This is a genomic window from Muricauda sp. MAR_2010_75 (genome assembly GCF_000745185.1).
Taxonomy (GTDB): Bacteria; Bacteroidota; Bacteroidia; order Flavobacteriales; family Flavobacteriaceae; genus Flagellimonas.
Window position 1 is genome coordinate 3,859,443 of record NZ_JQNJ01000001.1, and the last position, 16,335, is coordinate 3,875,777.

A 16,335-nucleotide genomic window follows, 5' to 3' on the forward strand; every position below is an offset into this window, starting at 1 on the left:
GTTTTTGCAAATATAGTTGGGCATTCCCTAATCCAAGTTTTGAATTTGTAAATTTCGTCAGAAAAGGAAAAGTCCCGATGAACTTCTTGGCACATATTTATCTGTCGTTTGACGACAAGGAAATTACTTTGGGAAACTTTTTTGCCGATCATATCCGAGGTAACAAGTACAAGCACTACCCAGAAAGAATCCAAAAAGGTATCATTTTACATCGGGAAATTGACACCTTCACGGATTCCCACCCCATTGCCAAACAAAGTAGCAAGCGGCTCCATAAAAATTACAGTCATTACAGCCGGGTAATAGTGGACATTTTTTACGATCATTTTTTGGCCAAAAATTGGAATGATTACTCTCCGGTGCTCCTTGCCGAGTATGTGGAGAATTTTTATGATCTGTTGGAGGATAATTACGAAATACTTCCACTGGGTACCAAACGGTTGATGCCGTATATGATTACTGATAACTGGTTGCTCAACTATGCCAACCTTGCTGGCATAGATCGGGTTCTCAACGGGATGAACCGAAGGACGAAGAACAAATCCAGAATGAATTTCGCCATCATGGACCTAGAAGAACACTATACTGATTTTGAAAATGAGTTCACCGCTTTTTTTGAAGAATTGATTACCTTTTCCCGGCAAAAATTTATTTCTCTATGCGAAGACTGATACTCCTCCTTCCCTTTATCTTATTTGTACATTGTAAACAGCAACCAGCCGCACCAACCGGTCTGGTCACCGAAAGTGCCATGGTGGTCTCAGCTCGTGAGGAGTCCTCCAAAATAGGTGCAGATATTATGAAAAAGGGTGGCAATGCGTTTGATGCCATGGTGGCCACAGAACTTTCCTTGGTCATCTCCTACCCTTTTGCGGGCAGCGTTGGTGGTGGAGGTTTTATGGTGTATCGAAAAAATAACGGTGAAGTCGGGGGCATTGACTACAGGGAAAAAGCCCCTTTGGCGGCACATAAAGACATGTATTTGGACTCCTTGGGCAATGTGATTCCCGGTTTGAGTACATCGGGTGGAACGGCATCCGGGGTTCCCGGAACCGTGGCCGGTGTTTTGAAAGTGCATGAAAAATTTGGAAAACTTCCCTTAAAAGAAATCATTGAGCCCATAATTGCACTCGCTAAAAAAGGAGTCGTAATCACCGAAAAACAGGCAAGCCGATTGGAAAGGTACAGAGAACAATTTATTGAAGCCAATGGGGACAGTTCTAAGTACGCAATGAAATTTAAAGCAGGTGATACCTTAAAAAATCCTGAATATGCCAATACCCTTCAAAAAATTATGGATGAAGGTCGAGATGGATTTTACAAAGGTGAGATTGCCCAAAAATTGGCCACATTTGTTCAGGAAAATGGTGGTTACATCACCGAAAAGGATTTGGCCAAATATGAAGCCGTCTGGAGAGACCCCATTGTTTTTGATTACAAGGACATCAAAATTATTTCCATGAGCCCTCCCAGCAGTGGTGGGGTGACCATCAATCAAATTTTTAAGATGATGGAGCCTTATCACCTTTCCGATTTTGGCCATAATTCCACCAAGACCATTCAATTGTTTACCGAAGCTTCCAGACGAGCCTACGCGGATAGAAACTACTTTTTGGGCGACCCTGATTTTGTGGATATTCCTTATGATGTTCTCTTGAACGATGAATACCTACAAGAAAGAATGTCGAGCTTTTCCTTTGATCAAGCCACACTTTCTTCCGAAGTAAGCCATGGTGAGGTAGAAGTTGTGGAAAGCTCCCAAACCACCCACTACTCCATTGTGGACAGTGAGGGGAATGCCATTTCGGCCACCTCCACACTAAATGGAGGGTATGGTTCCAAATTATACTGTGCTGAACTGGGATTCTTTTTAAATAATGAAATGGATGATTTCAGTGCCAAACCCGGTGTTCCTAATATGTTTGGTCTTGTGGGTGCCGAAGCCAACAGCATTGCTCCCGAAAAACGGATGCTCAGTAGTATGACGCCTACAATTGTGGAAAAAGATGGCAAACTTTACATGGTTGTGGGTACTCCCGGTGGCTCCACCATCATTACGGCGGTAGCCCAGACCATTCTCAATGTGTATGAGTTCAACCTAAGCATGCAAGAGGCCGTAAATGCCCCGAGGTTCCATCATCAATGGTTACCGGACATGGTGATTTTTGAACCTGAAGGATTTACGGAAGAACTTAAATCTGAATTAAAATCCAAAGGATACATCATTAATGAGGAGCGTACACCCATTATTGGAAAAGTGGATGCCATTCGCGTACTCCCGGATGGCAAATTGGAAGGGGGAGCAGACAAACGGGGTGATGATACAGCGGTTGGTTTCTAAATTACGAAGGAATGAGTTATGATGCTGTAGTACTCACCGACCCAAGGTACATCAATCCCATAAAACAAAGCGTTTATATTGATAATGTCCTATTGGAAGACCGATTGGTTTTGGAGGCTTTGCAAAAACACGGGTTAAAGGCTGTTCGGAAATCGTGGGACGACCCTGATTTTGATTGGTCATCCACAAAATATGCCCTATTCCGCACCACTTGGGACTATTTTGACCGTTTTCCAGAATTCTCTAAATGGCTAGAGGCCACCTCGAAAAAGACCAAATTCATCAATTCCAAAAAACTCATCTATTGGAATATAGACAAGCATTACTTACAAGACCTTTCCATCGCCGGAGTTACAATCCCCAAGACATATTTTGTGGAGAAAGGAACTCAGATTAGTTTAAAAGAAGCTTATTACCATACCGTTGAAGAGTTAAAGTTTAAACCATCTACCTTTATTTTAAAACCCTGTGTATCTGGAGCCGCTCGGCACACCTATAAAATCCAGAAAGAATCCATAGAAGATTTTGAGGGGATATTTAAACAACTGATTGCTGAAGAAGCCATGATGCTTCAAGAATTTCAGGAAAACATTGTAAAAGAAGGTGAAATTTCCATGATGGTCTTCAATGGGGAGTTCACCCATGCCGTATTGAAAATCGCAAAACCGGGCGATTTTCGTGTTCAGGATGATTTTGGCGGCACTGTACACCAAATTAAGCCCTCAACAGCGCAAATCGATTTCGCCACCAGTGTGGTTCATGCAGCTCCCGAACTTCCCATCTATGCCCGAGTGGATATTTTCAAGGATAATTCCGGTAATTGGGCCTTGGCCGAATTGGAGATTTTTGAACCTGAGCTTTGGTTCCGTCTCAATCCCAAAGCAGCAGCTATTTTAGCACAATCTATAGTGAAAATGTATTTTTAGTTACGCACCCAAGGTTTCTACCTACAGTTATGATTATATTTAAACCAGTAAACAATCAAAATGAAAAAAATAGCGCTCCTTATAATGGGAATTACATTGGGATGCACGGCCCAAGAAAAAACAGGAAAACTCGTGGTTGAGAATGAAAAATTTTATGAATATGTAGATAAAGATGCCGAGATAGAAGTCTTGGCAGAGGGATTTACGTGGTCCGAAGGCCCGGTGTGGGTCAAGGAAGGTGGGTTCCTTCTTTTTTCAGATGTGCCTCAAAATACCATTTTTAAATGGAAGGAAGGTGAAGGAATCACTGAATTTTTAAAACCTTCCGGATATACGGGAATCCTTCCTTACAGCGGAGAACCTGGTAGCAATGGACTCATCATAAACAATGAAGGTGAATTGGTGGCCTGCGAGCACGGCGACCGACGAGTTACCCGGATGCCTTTGGTCGGAGGCGGTAAATTCTCTTTGACCGACACATGGGAAGGCAAACGTTTCAATAGCCCCAATGATGTGGTACAAGCTTCCAACGGAACCTATTATTTTACCGACCCACCATATGGGTTGCCTGGTCGGGAAAAATCAGAAATAAGGGAAATTGATGCCTTTGGTGTATATAAAATTGACGCTGGCGGAAAAGTTGAAATGGTGATTGACAGTTTAACTTTTCCTAACGGAGTGGCATTATCCCCGGATGAAAAAACCCTTTATGTTACTCAATCTGACCCCAAGGCACCTTATATCTTGGCCTACGACGTTAAGAGTAACGGTTCTTTAGAAAATGGTAGGATATTTTTTGACGCTTCCTCTATGGTGAAGCCTGGATTACCAGGTATGCCTGATGGTGTTAAAGTGGACCAAAATGGGACTATTTTCTCGACGGGTCCTGGAGGGGTGCTTATCATAACTCCTAAAGGTGAATTATTAGGACGAATTGATACCGGACAACCCACAGCTAATTGTGCATGGGGCGATGATGGTTCTGTGCTTTACATGACCGCAAATAATTTTTTGATGCGAATTAAGACCAAAACGGTCGGGGATGGATTCTAACTATTTTATTTGACCCATTTGCTTTTTCAACTCTTCCATGGATTGCTGCAACTGTTTTAAAAGACCAGTTTCTGTAGTAGCATCCACATTGAAGGTCAGTTTACTGCTTACCTCCCAAATTTCTTGAATTTGGAACGGTTTAATATCATACGGAGGATAGGTCTCGTTCAAAGAAACCAAGGTAATGTTATTGGAATTTGGCTTTCGCTCAATTTTTTTGACCATAACGGAGTCTTGAAGCACCACCACATACATCTTATTGGGACTCACATGGTCAATGTGCTCAATGGCACGTGCCAATACCCAATCGTTGGGTCTTAGATTGGGCAACATACTGTCCCCTTCTACCTGAAAACCACGATATGTGGCGTTGCGCAACTCTGGAATGGGCATATCAAACGCGGGAAGTTGTTGATACCAGCTCGTATCTGTAATGTTCTGTGGGTAGCCTGCGGCGGCTTTGGCATTGACCAAGACCATATTGTCTTGATCGGAACTATCCACAGTGACCACTTTTGGAATAACACTGGTTTTGGAGGTATCCAAATGCTTCTGGTCGCTATCACCAAAAAGCCAAAGTGGATTTATTTTGAACTGCTTCAACAGCTCCTCCACCACTTTTCCCGATAATTTGGTCCGGCCCCGTTCAATATCTGCAGTGGTGTTCTTAACCCCCAACAATTGAGCAAACTCAGTTTGGGTATAGCCCAACTCCCTTCGAATATCTATAAACCGTTTTAAGGTAAGCTCGTTTTCCATATTTCAAATATATACAATTTGGAATATTTCCAAAAACTTTTTTGGATTATATCCATTATTTGGAATATTTCCATATATTTGGTTGGAATATTTCCAAGTTATGGACTTTGATAGAATTCAAGAAAAACTAAACATCCTTGCAGACGCTGCCAAATACGATGTGTCCTGTGCCAGTAGTGGCAGTGACCGGACCAACAAGAACCAAGGTTTGGGGAATGCTTCTCGGATGGGCATTTGCCATAATTATACTTCAGATGGCCGTTGTATCTCCCTTTTAAAAATTCTGCTGACCAACCACTGTATTTTTGATTGTGCGTATTGCGTAACCCGAAAAAGTAATGATGTTAAACGAGCTGCTTTTAAAATTCAAGAGGTTGTGGACCTTACCATCAATTTTTATCGCAGAAATTATATTGAAGGGCTGTTTTTGAGTTCGGGGATTTTCAAAAGTCCTGATTACACCATGGAACGCTTGGTGGCCGTGGCCAAAAAATTGCGCGAAGAGGAAAACTTCAACGGGTACATCCACCTCAAATCCATTCCAGGTGCCAGTGATGAACTCATGTACGAGGCTGGACTGTACGCCGACCGACTTTCTGTAAACATTGAGGTACCAACCATTTCCGGATTAAAATTGTTGGCCCCTGACAAAAAGCATGAAGATTTCACCAAACCCATGTTGAAAGTCAAAAACGAAATTGTTCGTTACAAATCTGAGCGAAAAATTATTAAGAGTACGCCCAAATATGCCCCTGCAGGGCAAAGTACCCAAATGATTGTGGGTGCTTCTGGAGAGACGGATAAGGATATCATGTATTCCGCGACCTATTATTACAAAACATACCAAATGCGACGAGTATATTATTCTGGTTATGTTCCTGTTGCGGATGATGCGCGCCTACCCGCCATTGGTTCCCAAGTGCCCATGCTTCGCGAAAACAGATTGTACCAAACGGATTGGTTGTTGCGGTTTTACGGTTTCGCCGTGAATGAAATCTTGAACAACGACCATCCCAATCTGGATATGGATGTAGATCCCAAACTTTCATGGGCCCTACGTAACCTTCATCATTTTCCGGTAGATGTGAATTCGGCGGATAAACGTCTTTTGGCACGTATTCCAGGCATTGGCATGCAATCTGTGGAGAAAATTATGAAAGCTCGAAAATTTCGAAAATTGAACTGGGACCATCTCAAAAAAATTGGAGTGGCCCTCAACCGTGCCAAATATTTTACGGTGTGTGATTCCCGGCATTGGGAGCGCCGTGATTTGGATGCGGAGAAAATCAAAGGCATGATTTTGCAGACTTCCTCTGGCAAGTTTCGAAATCAGTACAGTACACAATTGTCATTGTTCAATTAACAATGAGCAATGAACAGGAGTATGTCATTTCTCACGCGCGTTCGAAATGACAATTTGAAGTTTTAAAAAAATGAATTAATAGTGAGCACTATGAATCCTTCAACAACCTTAATTTATGACGGCAGCTTTAACGGCTTCCTCACCACCGTCTTTGTTGCTTTTGATGAAAAACTCAATGTGGCCGATATCCAAAAAAACAGCGAATGCCAAAACGGTTTGTTTTCCGAAACCGAAACCATTTTCACCAATGTTGAAAAAGCCAAGCGTGTATGGAATGGCATCCGTAACAAGAGTCACAACGCCATTGCCAACGTCTATTTCGCTTTTTTGAGCGAAACAGAAGGTGTGGAATTGATGCTATACACCTACATCCAAAAATTGATGGCCACTAAAAGTGGAAAGCAGTTGGATTATTCCGATGGGATTGTACTGCACATTAGCCAATTGGCCAGAAAGGTAGGTCGTGAAAAACACCGGATGGAGGCTTTTGTTCGGTTTCAGTTGACCAAGGACGACATCTATTTTGCCAACATTGAACCCGATTTTGATGTCTTACCTTTAATTTCCAAACATTTTCGGGACCGCTACGCGGACCAACAATGGTTGATCTATGATGTAAAACGGAAATATGGCATCTTTTACAATTTGGACCATGTGGAAATGGTGTCATTGAATTTAAGCGACATCCACCACAACAAAACCGTTAAAAGCGATGCTTTTAAACCCGAGGAATACGATTACCAAACCCTCTGGAACGAATATTTTAAAAGCACCAGCATTAAATCCCGTATCAACCCCAAATTACATACGCAACATGTGCCCAAACGCTATTGGAAGTATTTGAGTGAGAAAAAGGAGGCGGTGTAATATCTATTTACTCCTCTCCCCCACAAAATGGTCGCTTTTGTTTTTAAAAAGCACATTAAAACTGGTCAAGCTGCCATAAATACGGGTAATGTATTGCTGTAGGTCTATCTTTTCTTGGTCATCCAAGTTGTTACTGCTGTTGATTTTCTGTTCCATCACCCGGATACGGTCCCGCACCATCACAATCTTATGAAAAAAGGTGTCAATGGGCATTTCCTTGTTCTGGGTGGCATCACCCGGGTCCAAAATCAGTTTTCCGCCTTTCCATTTATCGGCGATAGCCACTTTTTCGTGGGTGTCGCTCCACTTTTCCAATATCTTGACCAAGGAACGCTCTACCTCAAAAAAACTGACCGAATCTACTTCGTCCTCTACCCCTTCAATGACTTCAAACTCAGCATCGAGGTCAATGGTTTCCAATCCATTTTCCAAAAAAGTGACCCAATAATGCTTGGATGATACATTGGTTACCACCCCTTTTCCATACTCGGGGTGATCAATTCGGGAGCCAATACCCAATAATTTCATAAATCCTGTTTTTATTGCTCACAAATTTAGAATTTTTGGAACTTTACCCTACTTTCGAACTTGGTTTTATAAACCATTTTTAATGGAACCACAAAAACTTAGGGTAAAACTCGGGGAGTTGGCCTCTACCTCCATCAGTGGTAACGATATCAGTTCTTCTTGTCTGTACGTATCGGCCTTGGCCGTACTGCATGCCGGTCAATATGCCTGGATTTCACTGTTGATTGTTGGGGTTGTCCTTTTCCTATTTCGGAAAATTTATGGTGAGGTTGTGGGAGCACTACCTATGAACGGTGGAGCCTACAATGCCCTATTGAACACCACAAGCAAAGGGATGGCTTCCTTGGCCGCGTCCTTGACATTACTTTCATATATGGCCACAGCGGTCATTTCAGCCAATGAGGCGATGAAATACCTGTATACCATGGCCCCGCAGTTGCCAGTAATTCTGGCCACCATTGTGCTACTGGCCATTTTTATGGGTTTGGTCATCATTGGCATTGGCGAATCTTCAAAAGTGGCCATCGCTATCTTTATTTTCCATCTTACCTCATTGATCATATTGTCCACCTTTGCCGGTATCTACATTTTTAATCACGGATGGGATGTCTTTGCCAGTAATCATGCCCTTCCGGTGAAACACGGTAGACTCACTTTAGCCCTCTTTTTTGGGTTTTCCGCAGCCATGTTGGGCATTAGTGGGTTTGAGAGTTCGGCCAACTTTGTTGAGGAGCAGAAAAAGGGTGTTTTTCCCAAGACCCTTCGAAATATGTGGGCCGTGGTCACCTTTTTTAATCCTTTGATCGCCTTTTTGGCCTTGGCCGTATTGCCCATCACCGCTATCGAGGTCAATAAAGATGCTTTGCTATCCGTTATGGGCAGCGAGGTTGGTGGGTCGTGGCTTTCGGTTTTGGTTTCTGTGGATGCTGTTTTAGTTTTGAGCGGTGCGGTACTGACTTCTTTTGTGGGGGTGTCCGGTTTGGTGGAACGGATAACTTTGGACCGAATTCTTCCACCCTTCTTGTTGAAGCGTAACAAAAAAGGGAGCACCTACCGAATTGCCATTTTCTTTTTTATTCTGTGTGTTTCTATCTTACTTATCACCGAAGGTGATTTGGAAGCCTTGGCAGGCGTCTACACTATTGCCTTTCTTTCTGTGATGGCTCTATTTGGAATAGGAAACATCCTGCTCAAGGTTCGAAGAAAGCATCTACCACGACCCGAACGCTCTGGATGGTTGTCTTTATTGGTTGCCATTATGGCCGTAATTACAGCTTTGGCTGGAAATATTATCCTGAATCCCGATTATCTGGCCGTTTTCATGGAGTACTTCATCCCCACGATCGCTGTAGTGTTGGTGATGCTCAACCGAACCGCATTACTGAAATTACTCCTTAGATTGATTCGGTATTTTTTGGATCCCATCAACCGATTCTTGTTGAAGTCTTACAAGAGCATCAACAATACCATCAACAAAATCAATGATCAGGAGTTTGTTTATTTCACCAAGAAAGATGACATCGCTTCTTTGAATAAGGTATTGCTCTATATACGCAATAATGAACACACCCGAAAATTGAAAATAGTCTCAGTTTTCCCCGAAGGAGAACAAGCCACTTCCAACTTTATATCGGATTTGGATGTGTTGGACAGAGAGTACCCGGAAATTAAAGTGGAGTACATTCAATTGCATGGGGAGTTTACACCAAAGCTCATTAAAAAACTCTCAACGGAATGGGGGATTCCCATCAACTTTATGTTCATTGGGAGTCCAAGTGACCGATTCCCATATCCGTTGCAAGAACTTGGTGGGGTGCGATTGATTATTTGATATGATTTGGATTCTTGGGCTTTGCTTCGAATTCCTAAAAACGAAAGCTTTACCTCTTTCTTTTTTACGTGCCAAATCGCTATTTTTGAGGTTTGCTATGATTTATGATCAATTACGAAGAACATATTGAGGTTAGAGGCGCCAGAGTCCATAATCTTAAGAATATAGATGTTACCATACCCCGTGAAAAGTTAGTGGTCATCACAGGACTTTCAGGCAGCGGGAAATCCTCCTTGGCCTTCGATACCATTTATGCCGAAGGTCAGCGCCGCTATATAGAAACCTTTTCTGCCTACGCCCGGCAGTTCTTGGGTGGATTGGAACGCCCGGATGTGGATAAAATCGACGGGCTTTCCCCGGTCATCGCCATTGAACAAAAAACCACGTCAAAATCGCCTCGCTCCACCGTAGGTACCATTACTGAAGTTTACGATTTTCTCCGTTTGCTCTTCGCGCGAGCTGGAGATGCCTATAGCTTCAACACTGGTGAAAAAATGGTGAGCTATAGCGATGAGCAAATCAAAAATCTCATCACTGATTCGTATCTGAATAAAAAAATAAATGTGTTGGCGCCCGTGGTCAAGTCCAGAAAAGGGCATTACCGTGAATTGTTTGAACAGATTGCCAAACAAGGCTTTGTAAAAGTACGGGTAGATGGAGAGATTTTGGACATTACCAAAGGTATGAAGGTGGATCGCTACAAAACCCACGACATCGAGATTGTGATTGATCGTTTGAAAGTCAATGACACGGAAGATTTTCACAAACGTCTAAGTGAGACCATCAACACGGCCATGTACAGTGGCAACAATGTACTTATGGTTTTGGAAGAAGGTGAAAGTGTTCCTAGATATTTCAGTAGGGACCTCATGTGCCCATCCACGGGAATCTCCTATCCCACTCCCGAGCCCAATACTTTTTCGTTCAACTCGCCCAAAGGCATGTGCCCGGAATGTAGTGGATTGGGCCATGTTCACGAAGTGAACGAGCACAAAATCATCCCGAACAAAAAATTATCCATTAAAGCTGGTGGATTGGCACCTCTAGGTGAATACAAAAAGTCATGGGCGTTCAAGCAATTGGAAACCATTGCCCAACGGTATGGGTTTGATTTGTCGGATGCCATTGAAAAAATTCCTGCTGAGGCGATGGAGGTCATTTTAAATGGCGGAAAGGAAAGTTTTGAGGTCGATTCCAAGACTTTGGGCGTAAAACGGCAGTACAAAATTGACTACGAAGGTATTTCCAATTTCATAAAAACCCAGTTTGAAGAAGCCAACTCCACTTCCATAAAGCGATGGGCCAAGGACTATATGGACAAAGTAAAATGTCCGGAATGTAATGGAGCCCGACTGCGAAAGGAATCGCTCTACTTTAAGATTGGTGAAAGAAATATTGCAGAACTGGCCCAAATGGACATTGCGGAGTTGGCCGACTTTTTTGCACAATTGGAAAATTCCCTTGAAGGCAACCAAAAAAAGATTGCGGAAGAAATCATCAAGGAAATTAGGACCCGTATCCAGTTTTTGTTGGATGTTGGATTGGATTACCTTTCTCTGAATCGCAGTTCCAAGTCGCTCTCGGGGGGTGAGGCACAGCGTATTCGTTTGGCCACCCAAATTGGGTCGCAGTTGGTGGGCGTACTCTATATTTTAGACGAGCCCAGCATTGGACTGCATCAACGGGACAACGAGCGGCTGATTCATTCCTTGGAATCCCTTCGCGATATTGGAAATTCGGTTATTGTAGTGGAACACGACCGGGATATGATCGAAAGTGCAGACCATGTCATCGACATTGGCCCCAGAGCTGGAAAGCACGGTGGAGAAATCATTTCCGAAGGAACCCCACAAGAATTGAAGGATCACCATACCCTTACGGCCCAATACATTACCGGCGAATTGGAAATACCAGTCCCCGCAGAGCGAAGAAAAGGAACAGGCAAAAAAATTGTGCTTTCGGGCTGTACAGGAAACAACCTTAAAAATGTTACAGCTGAATTCCCGTTGGGAAAGTTAATAGGTGTTACAGGGGTATCTGGAAGTGGTAAATCCACCTTGGTCAATGAGACCCTCTACCCAATCATGAATGCCCATTACTTTAACGGCGTAAAAAAACCTATGCCCTATAAAAAAATAACCGGGCTGCAGCACATCGACAAGGTCATTGATATCAACCAATCGCCTATTGGACGAACGCCGCGCTCCAATCCAGCCACGTACACAGGAGTTTTTAGTGAGATAAGGGCCTTGTTTGCCAAAACCACCGAAGCAGCAATCCGGGGATACAAACCGGGGCGGTTCAGTTTTAATGTGGCCGGAGGTCGCTGCGAGACTTGTCAAGGTGGCGGTTTAAAGGTGATTGAGATGAACTTTTTGCCCGATGTATATGTGGAATGCGAGACCTGCAACGGCAAACGGTTTAACAGGGAAACGCTTGAAATTCGATATAAGGGAAAATCCATTGCTGATGTCCTTGAAATGACCATCAATGAGGCTGTGGATTTTTTTGAAAATATTCCCAAAATACATCGGAAGTTAAAGACAATAAAAGACGTGGGATTGGGTTATATATCATTGGGGCAACAGTCCACTACCCTGTCCGGTGGTGAAGCGCAACGGGTGAAGTTGGCCACAGAACTTTCCAAGCGCGACACCGGAAACACGTTTTACATCCTCGACGAACCTACAACTGGATTACACTTTGAAGATATCCGGGTGCTTATGGAGGTATTGAACCAACTTGTGGATAAAGGAAATACCATTTTGGTGATTGAACACAACATGGATGTAATTAAAATGATGGACCACATTATAGACATAGGCTATGAGGGAGGCCGTGGGGGTGGAATAGTTGTTGCAACAGGTACACCGGAGGAGGTTTCAAAAGACAAAAAAAGCTATACGGCAAAATTTTTGAGAAAAGAACTTGAGCATACTAAGCAAAGCATTGCTAGGGCCGTTTAAATAATATATAATTATGCAAATGCGAAAAGAACAGCACACCAAAGGGTGGAACGAGATAAAGACAAACGATTCTTGGGCCATATTCAAGATTATGGGCGAATTTGTCTATGGATTTGAAAAAATGAGTGCCATTGGCCCCTGTGTTTCCATATTTGGTTCCGCTCGGGTGAAGGAAGGGGAACATTACTACGATTTATCCGTAAAAGTGGCCCAAAAAGTGGCCGAAGCCGGCTATGGAATCATCACTGGAGGTGGCCCCGGAATTATGGAGGCCGGAAACAAAGGTGCCCATTTAGCAGGTGGGACTTCCGTAGGACTCAATATTGACCTACCTTTTGAACAGCATGACAATCCCTTTATAGATGAAGATAAAAGTTTGGATTTTGATTATTTCTTTGTGCGAAAAGTAATGTTTGTAAAATATTCCCAAGGATTTGTGGTTATGCCGGGCGGATTTGGCACATTGGACGAGTTTTTTGAAGCCCTTACCCTTATCCAAACCCATAAAATACATAAATTCCCCATCATTTTGGTAGGCTCCAAGTTTTGGAAAGGGCTCATAGATTGGATTAAAAATACACTGTTGGAAGCTGGGAATATAAGCCCTAGAGACCTAGATCTGATCAAATTGGTGGACACAGAAGATGAGGTCGTGGAAATCTTGGATTCCTTTTATAAAGAACGTGACCTCAGTCCAAATTTCTAAATCTTCCCCCTTTGAACATCCGCTCTACCCCATTTAAAATATCACTGCTCGTTTATATGCTTTGCACCTCGCTTTGGGGGCAGCATAAAAATGAGCTTACGGCAGAATTGGATGGAAGGAGCATTAAAATTACGCAAAAGCTCACTTATGTAAATCAATCTAGCGAAGGGCTTTCAGTTTTGTACTTTAACGATTGGAACCATGCCTACTCCAACAAAAATACCGCTTTGGCAAAGCGCTTTGCTGAAGAGTTCAACCGCAGCCTTCACTTGGCCAAAGACCGTGAAAGAGGTTTTACCAACATCAAGAGCATAGTAGCAGAAGATTACGCTGGTTTGGATTGGAAGCGTTTGGGCAATCGGGATATTATTGCTGTGACCATGAACGAGGCGCTTCAACCCAACGATTCCATTCAACTGTTCTTTACCTATACCGTACAACTTCCAGATACAAAGTTTACTGCCTATGGCTATACACCCGGATTGGGGTACAATCTTAAAAACTGGTACCTCACCCCTGCAGTTTATGATGGCGAATGGAAGTTATATGATAACATTAACCTGGACGACCTCTACACCGGTGTTACGGAAACCACTATAAACCTTACCTATCCAGACCGATTGCACCTTTCTTCCAATTTTAATGGATCCAGTGCCACCAAATTTCCTGGAGGGCAGTTCATTCAACTCAGCGGAAAAAACAGAAAAAGTTGCGAGATAATCTTAACCACCATTGATAGGTTCACCAAACATCGAGTTGGAAATGTGATTGTCTCTACTGATTTGGAGTCCAACAAATATGATGAAATATACCAAGGTATTTCCATAAGCAAAATTGTGCATTACCTAGAGGAAAACCTAGGTGAGTACCCCCATGAAAATTTACTGGTCAGCGAATTTGATTATAACCGATCCCCCTTGTACGGCATAAACCAACTGCCCTCGTTTATACGGCCCTATGAAGAGCAGTTTCAATTTGAGATGAAATTCTTAAAAACGACCATTCGCAGTTATTTGCAAGAAACACTTTACCTAAACCCTCGCACAGAACGCTGGGTAAACGACGCCATTGCATATTACCTTATGATCAAATATGTGGAAGACCATTATCCCAACCAAAAGTTGGCCGGAAAGCTTTCCAAAATTTGGGGCATCAGAGGGTTTCATTTGGCTCAAATGGATTTTAATGAACAATATGCCATGTTCAGTATGTTATCCGCCCGAAAGAACATTGATCAGGCATTGACCACTCGTAACGACTCCCTCATAAAATTCAACGAGAAAATTGCCAATGGCTATAAAGCAGGACTAGGTATGTCCTACCTATCAGAATATCTTGGGGAGAAAAAGATAGATAGTAGCATTACGGCATTTTATAAGAATTTTAAGTTGAAGCCAAAAGTGTCTGCATCTGATTTCAGGAAAACCATCGAGCAGTTTTCAGATAAAGATATTGACTGGTTTTTTGAAGAGTACGTGGCCACCGACAAAAAAATTGATTTCAAGATTGATAAAATCCAAAAGACCGAAGATTCCATCTCTTTGACCATAAAGAACAAGCGGGGCACCAATGTCCCCATTTCACTGTTCGGCCTTCAAAATGATTCCGTGGTCTCGCAGTATTGGTTTACAGATATTGACACCACTAAAACGGTCACAATTCCCCGAAATGGTGAAGACCGAATGGTGCTCAATTATGATCAAAAAATCCCCGAGTTCAACCAACGCAACAACTGGAAGACCCTCAATGGTTTCTTTTCAAGCAATAAAAAATTGAAATTTCAATTTTTCAAGGACACGGAAGACCCTTATTACAATCAGGTTTTCTACGTACCCATTGCCAATTTCAATATTTACGATGGAATTACACCGGGAATGCGAATCTACAATAAGACCTTTTTGGAAAGACCGTTCCAATACGATATTTCACCCACATATTCTTTTTTGGAGCGCACCCTGGTAGGCGGGGCAAGCTTCAGATACAGGAAGTATCATAATAAAACGGGGCTTTATGTATCCAACTATTCCATTTCCGGCTCAACGTCCCATTTTCAGGTGAATTCCCGTTTTTCAACCCTAACACCAGCCGTCAGTTTTGGTTGGAGACCCAATGACCTGCTGTCCAATCGAAGACAAACACTACTTTTTCGATATAGAAATGTGTTTAGGAGCATTGATGACAATATTGCGGATGAGATAGATACAGATCCCGATTATGGGGTGATGAACGTACGGTTCACTGATGTGGACAACAACATTCTAAACTATAAATCTTGGTTTTTGGATGCGCAACATTCCAGTGATTTTACCAAACTCGTCTTTGAAATGGAATACAGAAAACTGTTTCAAAGCAACCGGCAGTTGAACTTTAGGCTTTTTGCCGGGAAGTTCCTTCGCAACAAGACCGAATCCGATTTTTTCAGTTTTGCATTGGACAGACCTACCGATTATATGTTTGATTTGGCCTATCTGGGTAGATCGGAAAGTTCAGGGATCTACAGCCAGCAGGTTATCATTTCCGAAGGAGGTTTTAAGTCCAAACTGGATAATCCGTTTGCCAATGACTGGATTGTTACCACCAATGCAAGCACCAATATCTGGAGATGGGTTGAAGCTTACGGCGATCTAGGGTTTATAAAAAGTAAAGGAACAGACGCACGCTTTGTCTATGATTCCGGGGTTCGGTTGAATTTGGTTACCGACTATTTTGAACTTTATTTCCCGGTTTATTCCAACAATGGATGGGAAATAGGCCAAGATGATTACGGACAGCGCATTCGCTTTGTTGTCACCATTAGCCCTAAGATATTGGTGGGCTTGTTCACCCGAAAATGGTTTTAATATTATTATATCCTCAATAAAAATGTAATTTAAGGTTATTTATTTTTCATATTCATTTTTAATTAATCATTTTTTTGCCATATTGTTAATTTATTAACAGGGTTTCGTGTTGCGAATTTGGATGTATTTTAGTAATTTCGCAGAAATCCAGAATT

Annotated in this window: 12 protein-coding genes; 10 read left to right on the forward strand and 2 right to left on the reverse strand. The window is 42.5% G+C overall.

The annotated features are described in order from the left end of the window. The first annotated feature begins 77 nt into the window (after positions 1-77). From FG28_RS17435 to FG28_RS17450, 4 genes are read left to right on the forward strand one after another with little or no spacing between them, the layout of a single operon-like run. Positions 78-671 carry an ACP phosphodiesterase gene (locus FG28_RS17435; protein ID WP_036385180.1) on the forward strand — a complete coding sequence of 198 codons (594 nt, stop codon included), beginning with the start codon at positions 78-80 and terminating at the stop codon, positions 669-671. Then, positions 659-2,341, forward strand: a complete 1,683-nt coding sequence (ggt, locus tag FG28_RS17440) for a gamma-glutamyltransferase (RefSeq protein ID WP_036385181.1) — start codon at positions 659-661, stop codon at positions 2,339-2,341. Before FG28_RS17435 ends, ggt begins: the two co-directional genes overlap by 13 nt. An 11-nt stretch (positions 2,342-2,352) precedes the next feature. Further along, on the forward strand, positions 2,353-3,267 hold the full coding sequence (locus FG28_RS17445) for a RimK family alpha-L-glutamate ligase (RefSeq protein ID WP_036385184.1): 915 nt from the start codon (positions 2,353-2,355) through the stop codon (positions 3,265-3,267). A 60-nt stretch (positions 3,268-3,327) separates the two neighbouring features. Continuing rightward, positions 3,328-4,320: an SMP-30/gluconolactonase/LRE family protein gene (locus tag FG28_RS17450; protein ID WP_036385186.1), complete on the forward strand. Its 993-nt coding sequence runs from the start codon at positions 3,328-3,330 to the stop codon at positions 4,318-4,320. Here the strand turns inward: FG28_RS17450 and FG28_RS17455 are convergent, their stop codons facing one another. Further along, positions 4,321-5,079: a LexA family transcriptional regulator gene (locus FG28_RS17455; protein ID WP_036385188.1), complete on the reverse strand. Its 759-nt coding sequence runs from the start codon at positions 5,077-5,079 to the stop codon at positions 4,321-4,323. 100 nt (positions 5,080-5,179) lie between these two features. Here FG28_RS17455 and FG28_RS17460 point away from each other — a divergent pair, with 100 nt between their 5' ends. Both FG28_RS17460 and FG28_RS17465 read left to right on the forward strand, forming a co-directional pair. Next, positions 5,180-6,442, forward strand: coding sequence for a putative DNA modification/repair radical SAM protein (locus tag FG28_RS17460; RefSeq protein ID WP_036385190.1), 1,263 nt, complete (start codon positions 5,180-5,182; stop codon positions 6,440-6,442). 90 nt (positions 6,443-6,532) lie between these two features. Continuing rightward, complete coding sequence (locus FG28_RS17465) at positions 6,533-7,309, forward strand: TIGR03915 family putative DNA repair protein (protein ID WP_036385192.1); 777 nt, start codon at positions 6,533-6,535, stop codon at positions 7,307-7,309. A 3-nt stretch (positions 7,310-7,312) separates the two neighbouring features. On the opposite strand, the gene FG28_RS17470 is transcribed toward FG28_RS17465, so the two are convergent. Continuing rightward, positions 7,313-7,837 (reverse strand): hypothetical protein, encoded by a 525-nt coding sequence (locus tag FG28_RS17470; protein ID WP_036385194.1) that lies wholly within the window; start codon positions 7,835-7,837, stop codon positions 7,313-7,315. Positions 7,838-7,919: 82 nt separating this feature from the next. Here FG28_RS17470 and FG28_RS17475 point away from each other — a divergent pair, with 82 nt between their 5' ends. The 4 genes from FG28_RS17475 (at position 7,920) to FG28_RS17490 (ending at position 16,180) form a co-directional block, all read left to right on the forward strand. After that, on the forward strand, positions 7,920-9,668 hold the full coding sequence (locus FG28_RS17475; protein WP_036385195.1) for an APC family permease: 1,749 nt from the start codon (positions 7,920-7,922) through the stop codon (positions 9,666-9,668). A gap of 104 nt (positions 9,669-9,772) precedes the next feature. After that, a complete protein-coding gene (gene uvrA / locus FG28_RS17480; RefSeq protein ID WP_036385196.1) occupies positions 9,773-12,634 on the forward strand; it encodes an excinuclease ABC subunit UvrA in 2,862 nt (953 codons plus the stop codon). 19 nt (positions 12,635-12,653) lie between these two features. Beyond that, positions 12,654-13,340 (forward strand): TIGR00730 family Rossman fold protein, encoded by a 687-nt coding sequence (locus tag FG28_RS17485; protein ID WP_036386822.1) that lies wholly within the window; start codon positions 12,654-12,656, stop codon positions 13,338-13,340. A 56-nt stretch (positions 13,341-13,396) separates the two neighbouring features. After that, a complete protein-coding gene (locus FG28_RS17490) occupies positions 13,397-16,180 on the forward strand; it encodes a metalloprotease (RefSeq protein WP_231562684.1) in 2,784 nt (927 codons plus the stop codon). The last annotated feature ends 155 nt before the right edge of the window (positions 16,181-16,335 follow it).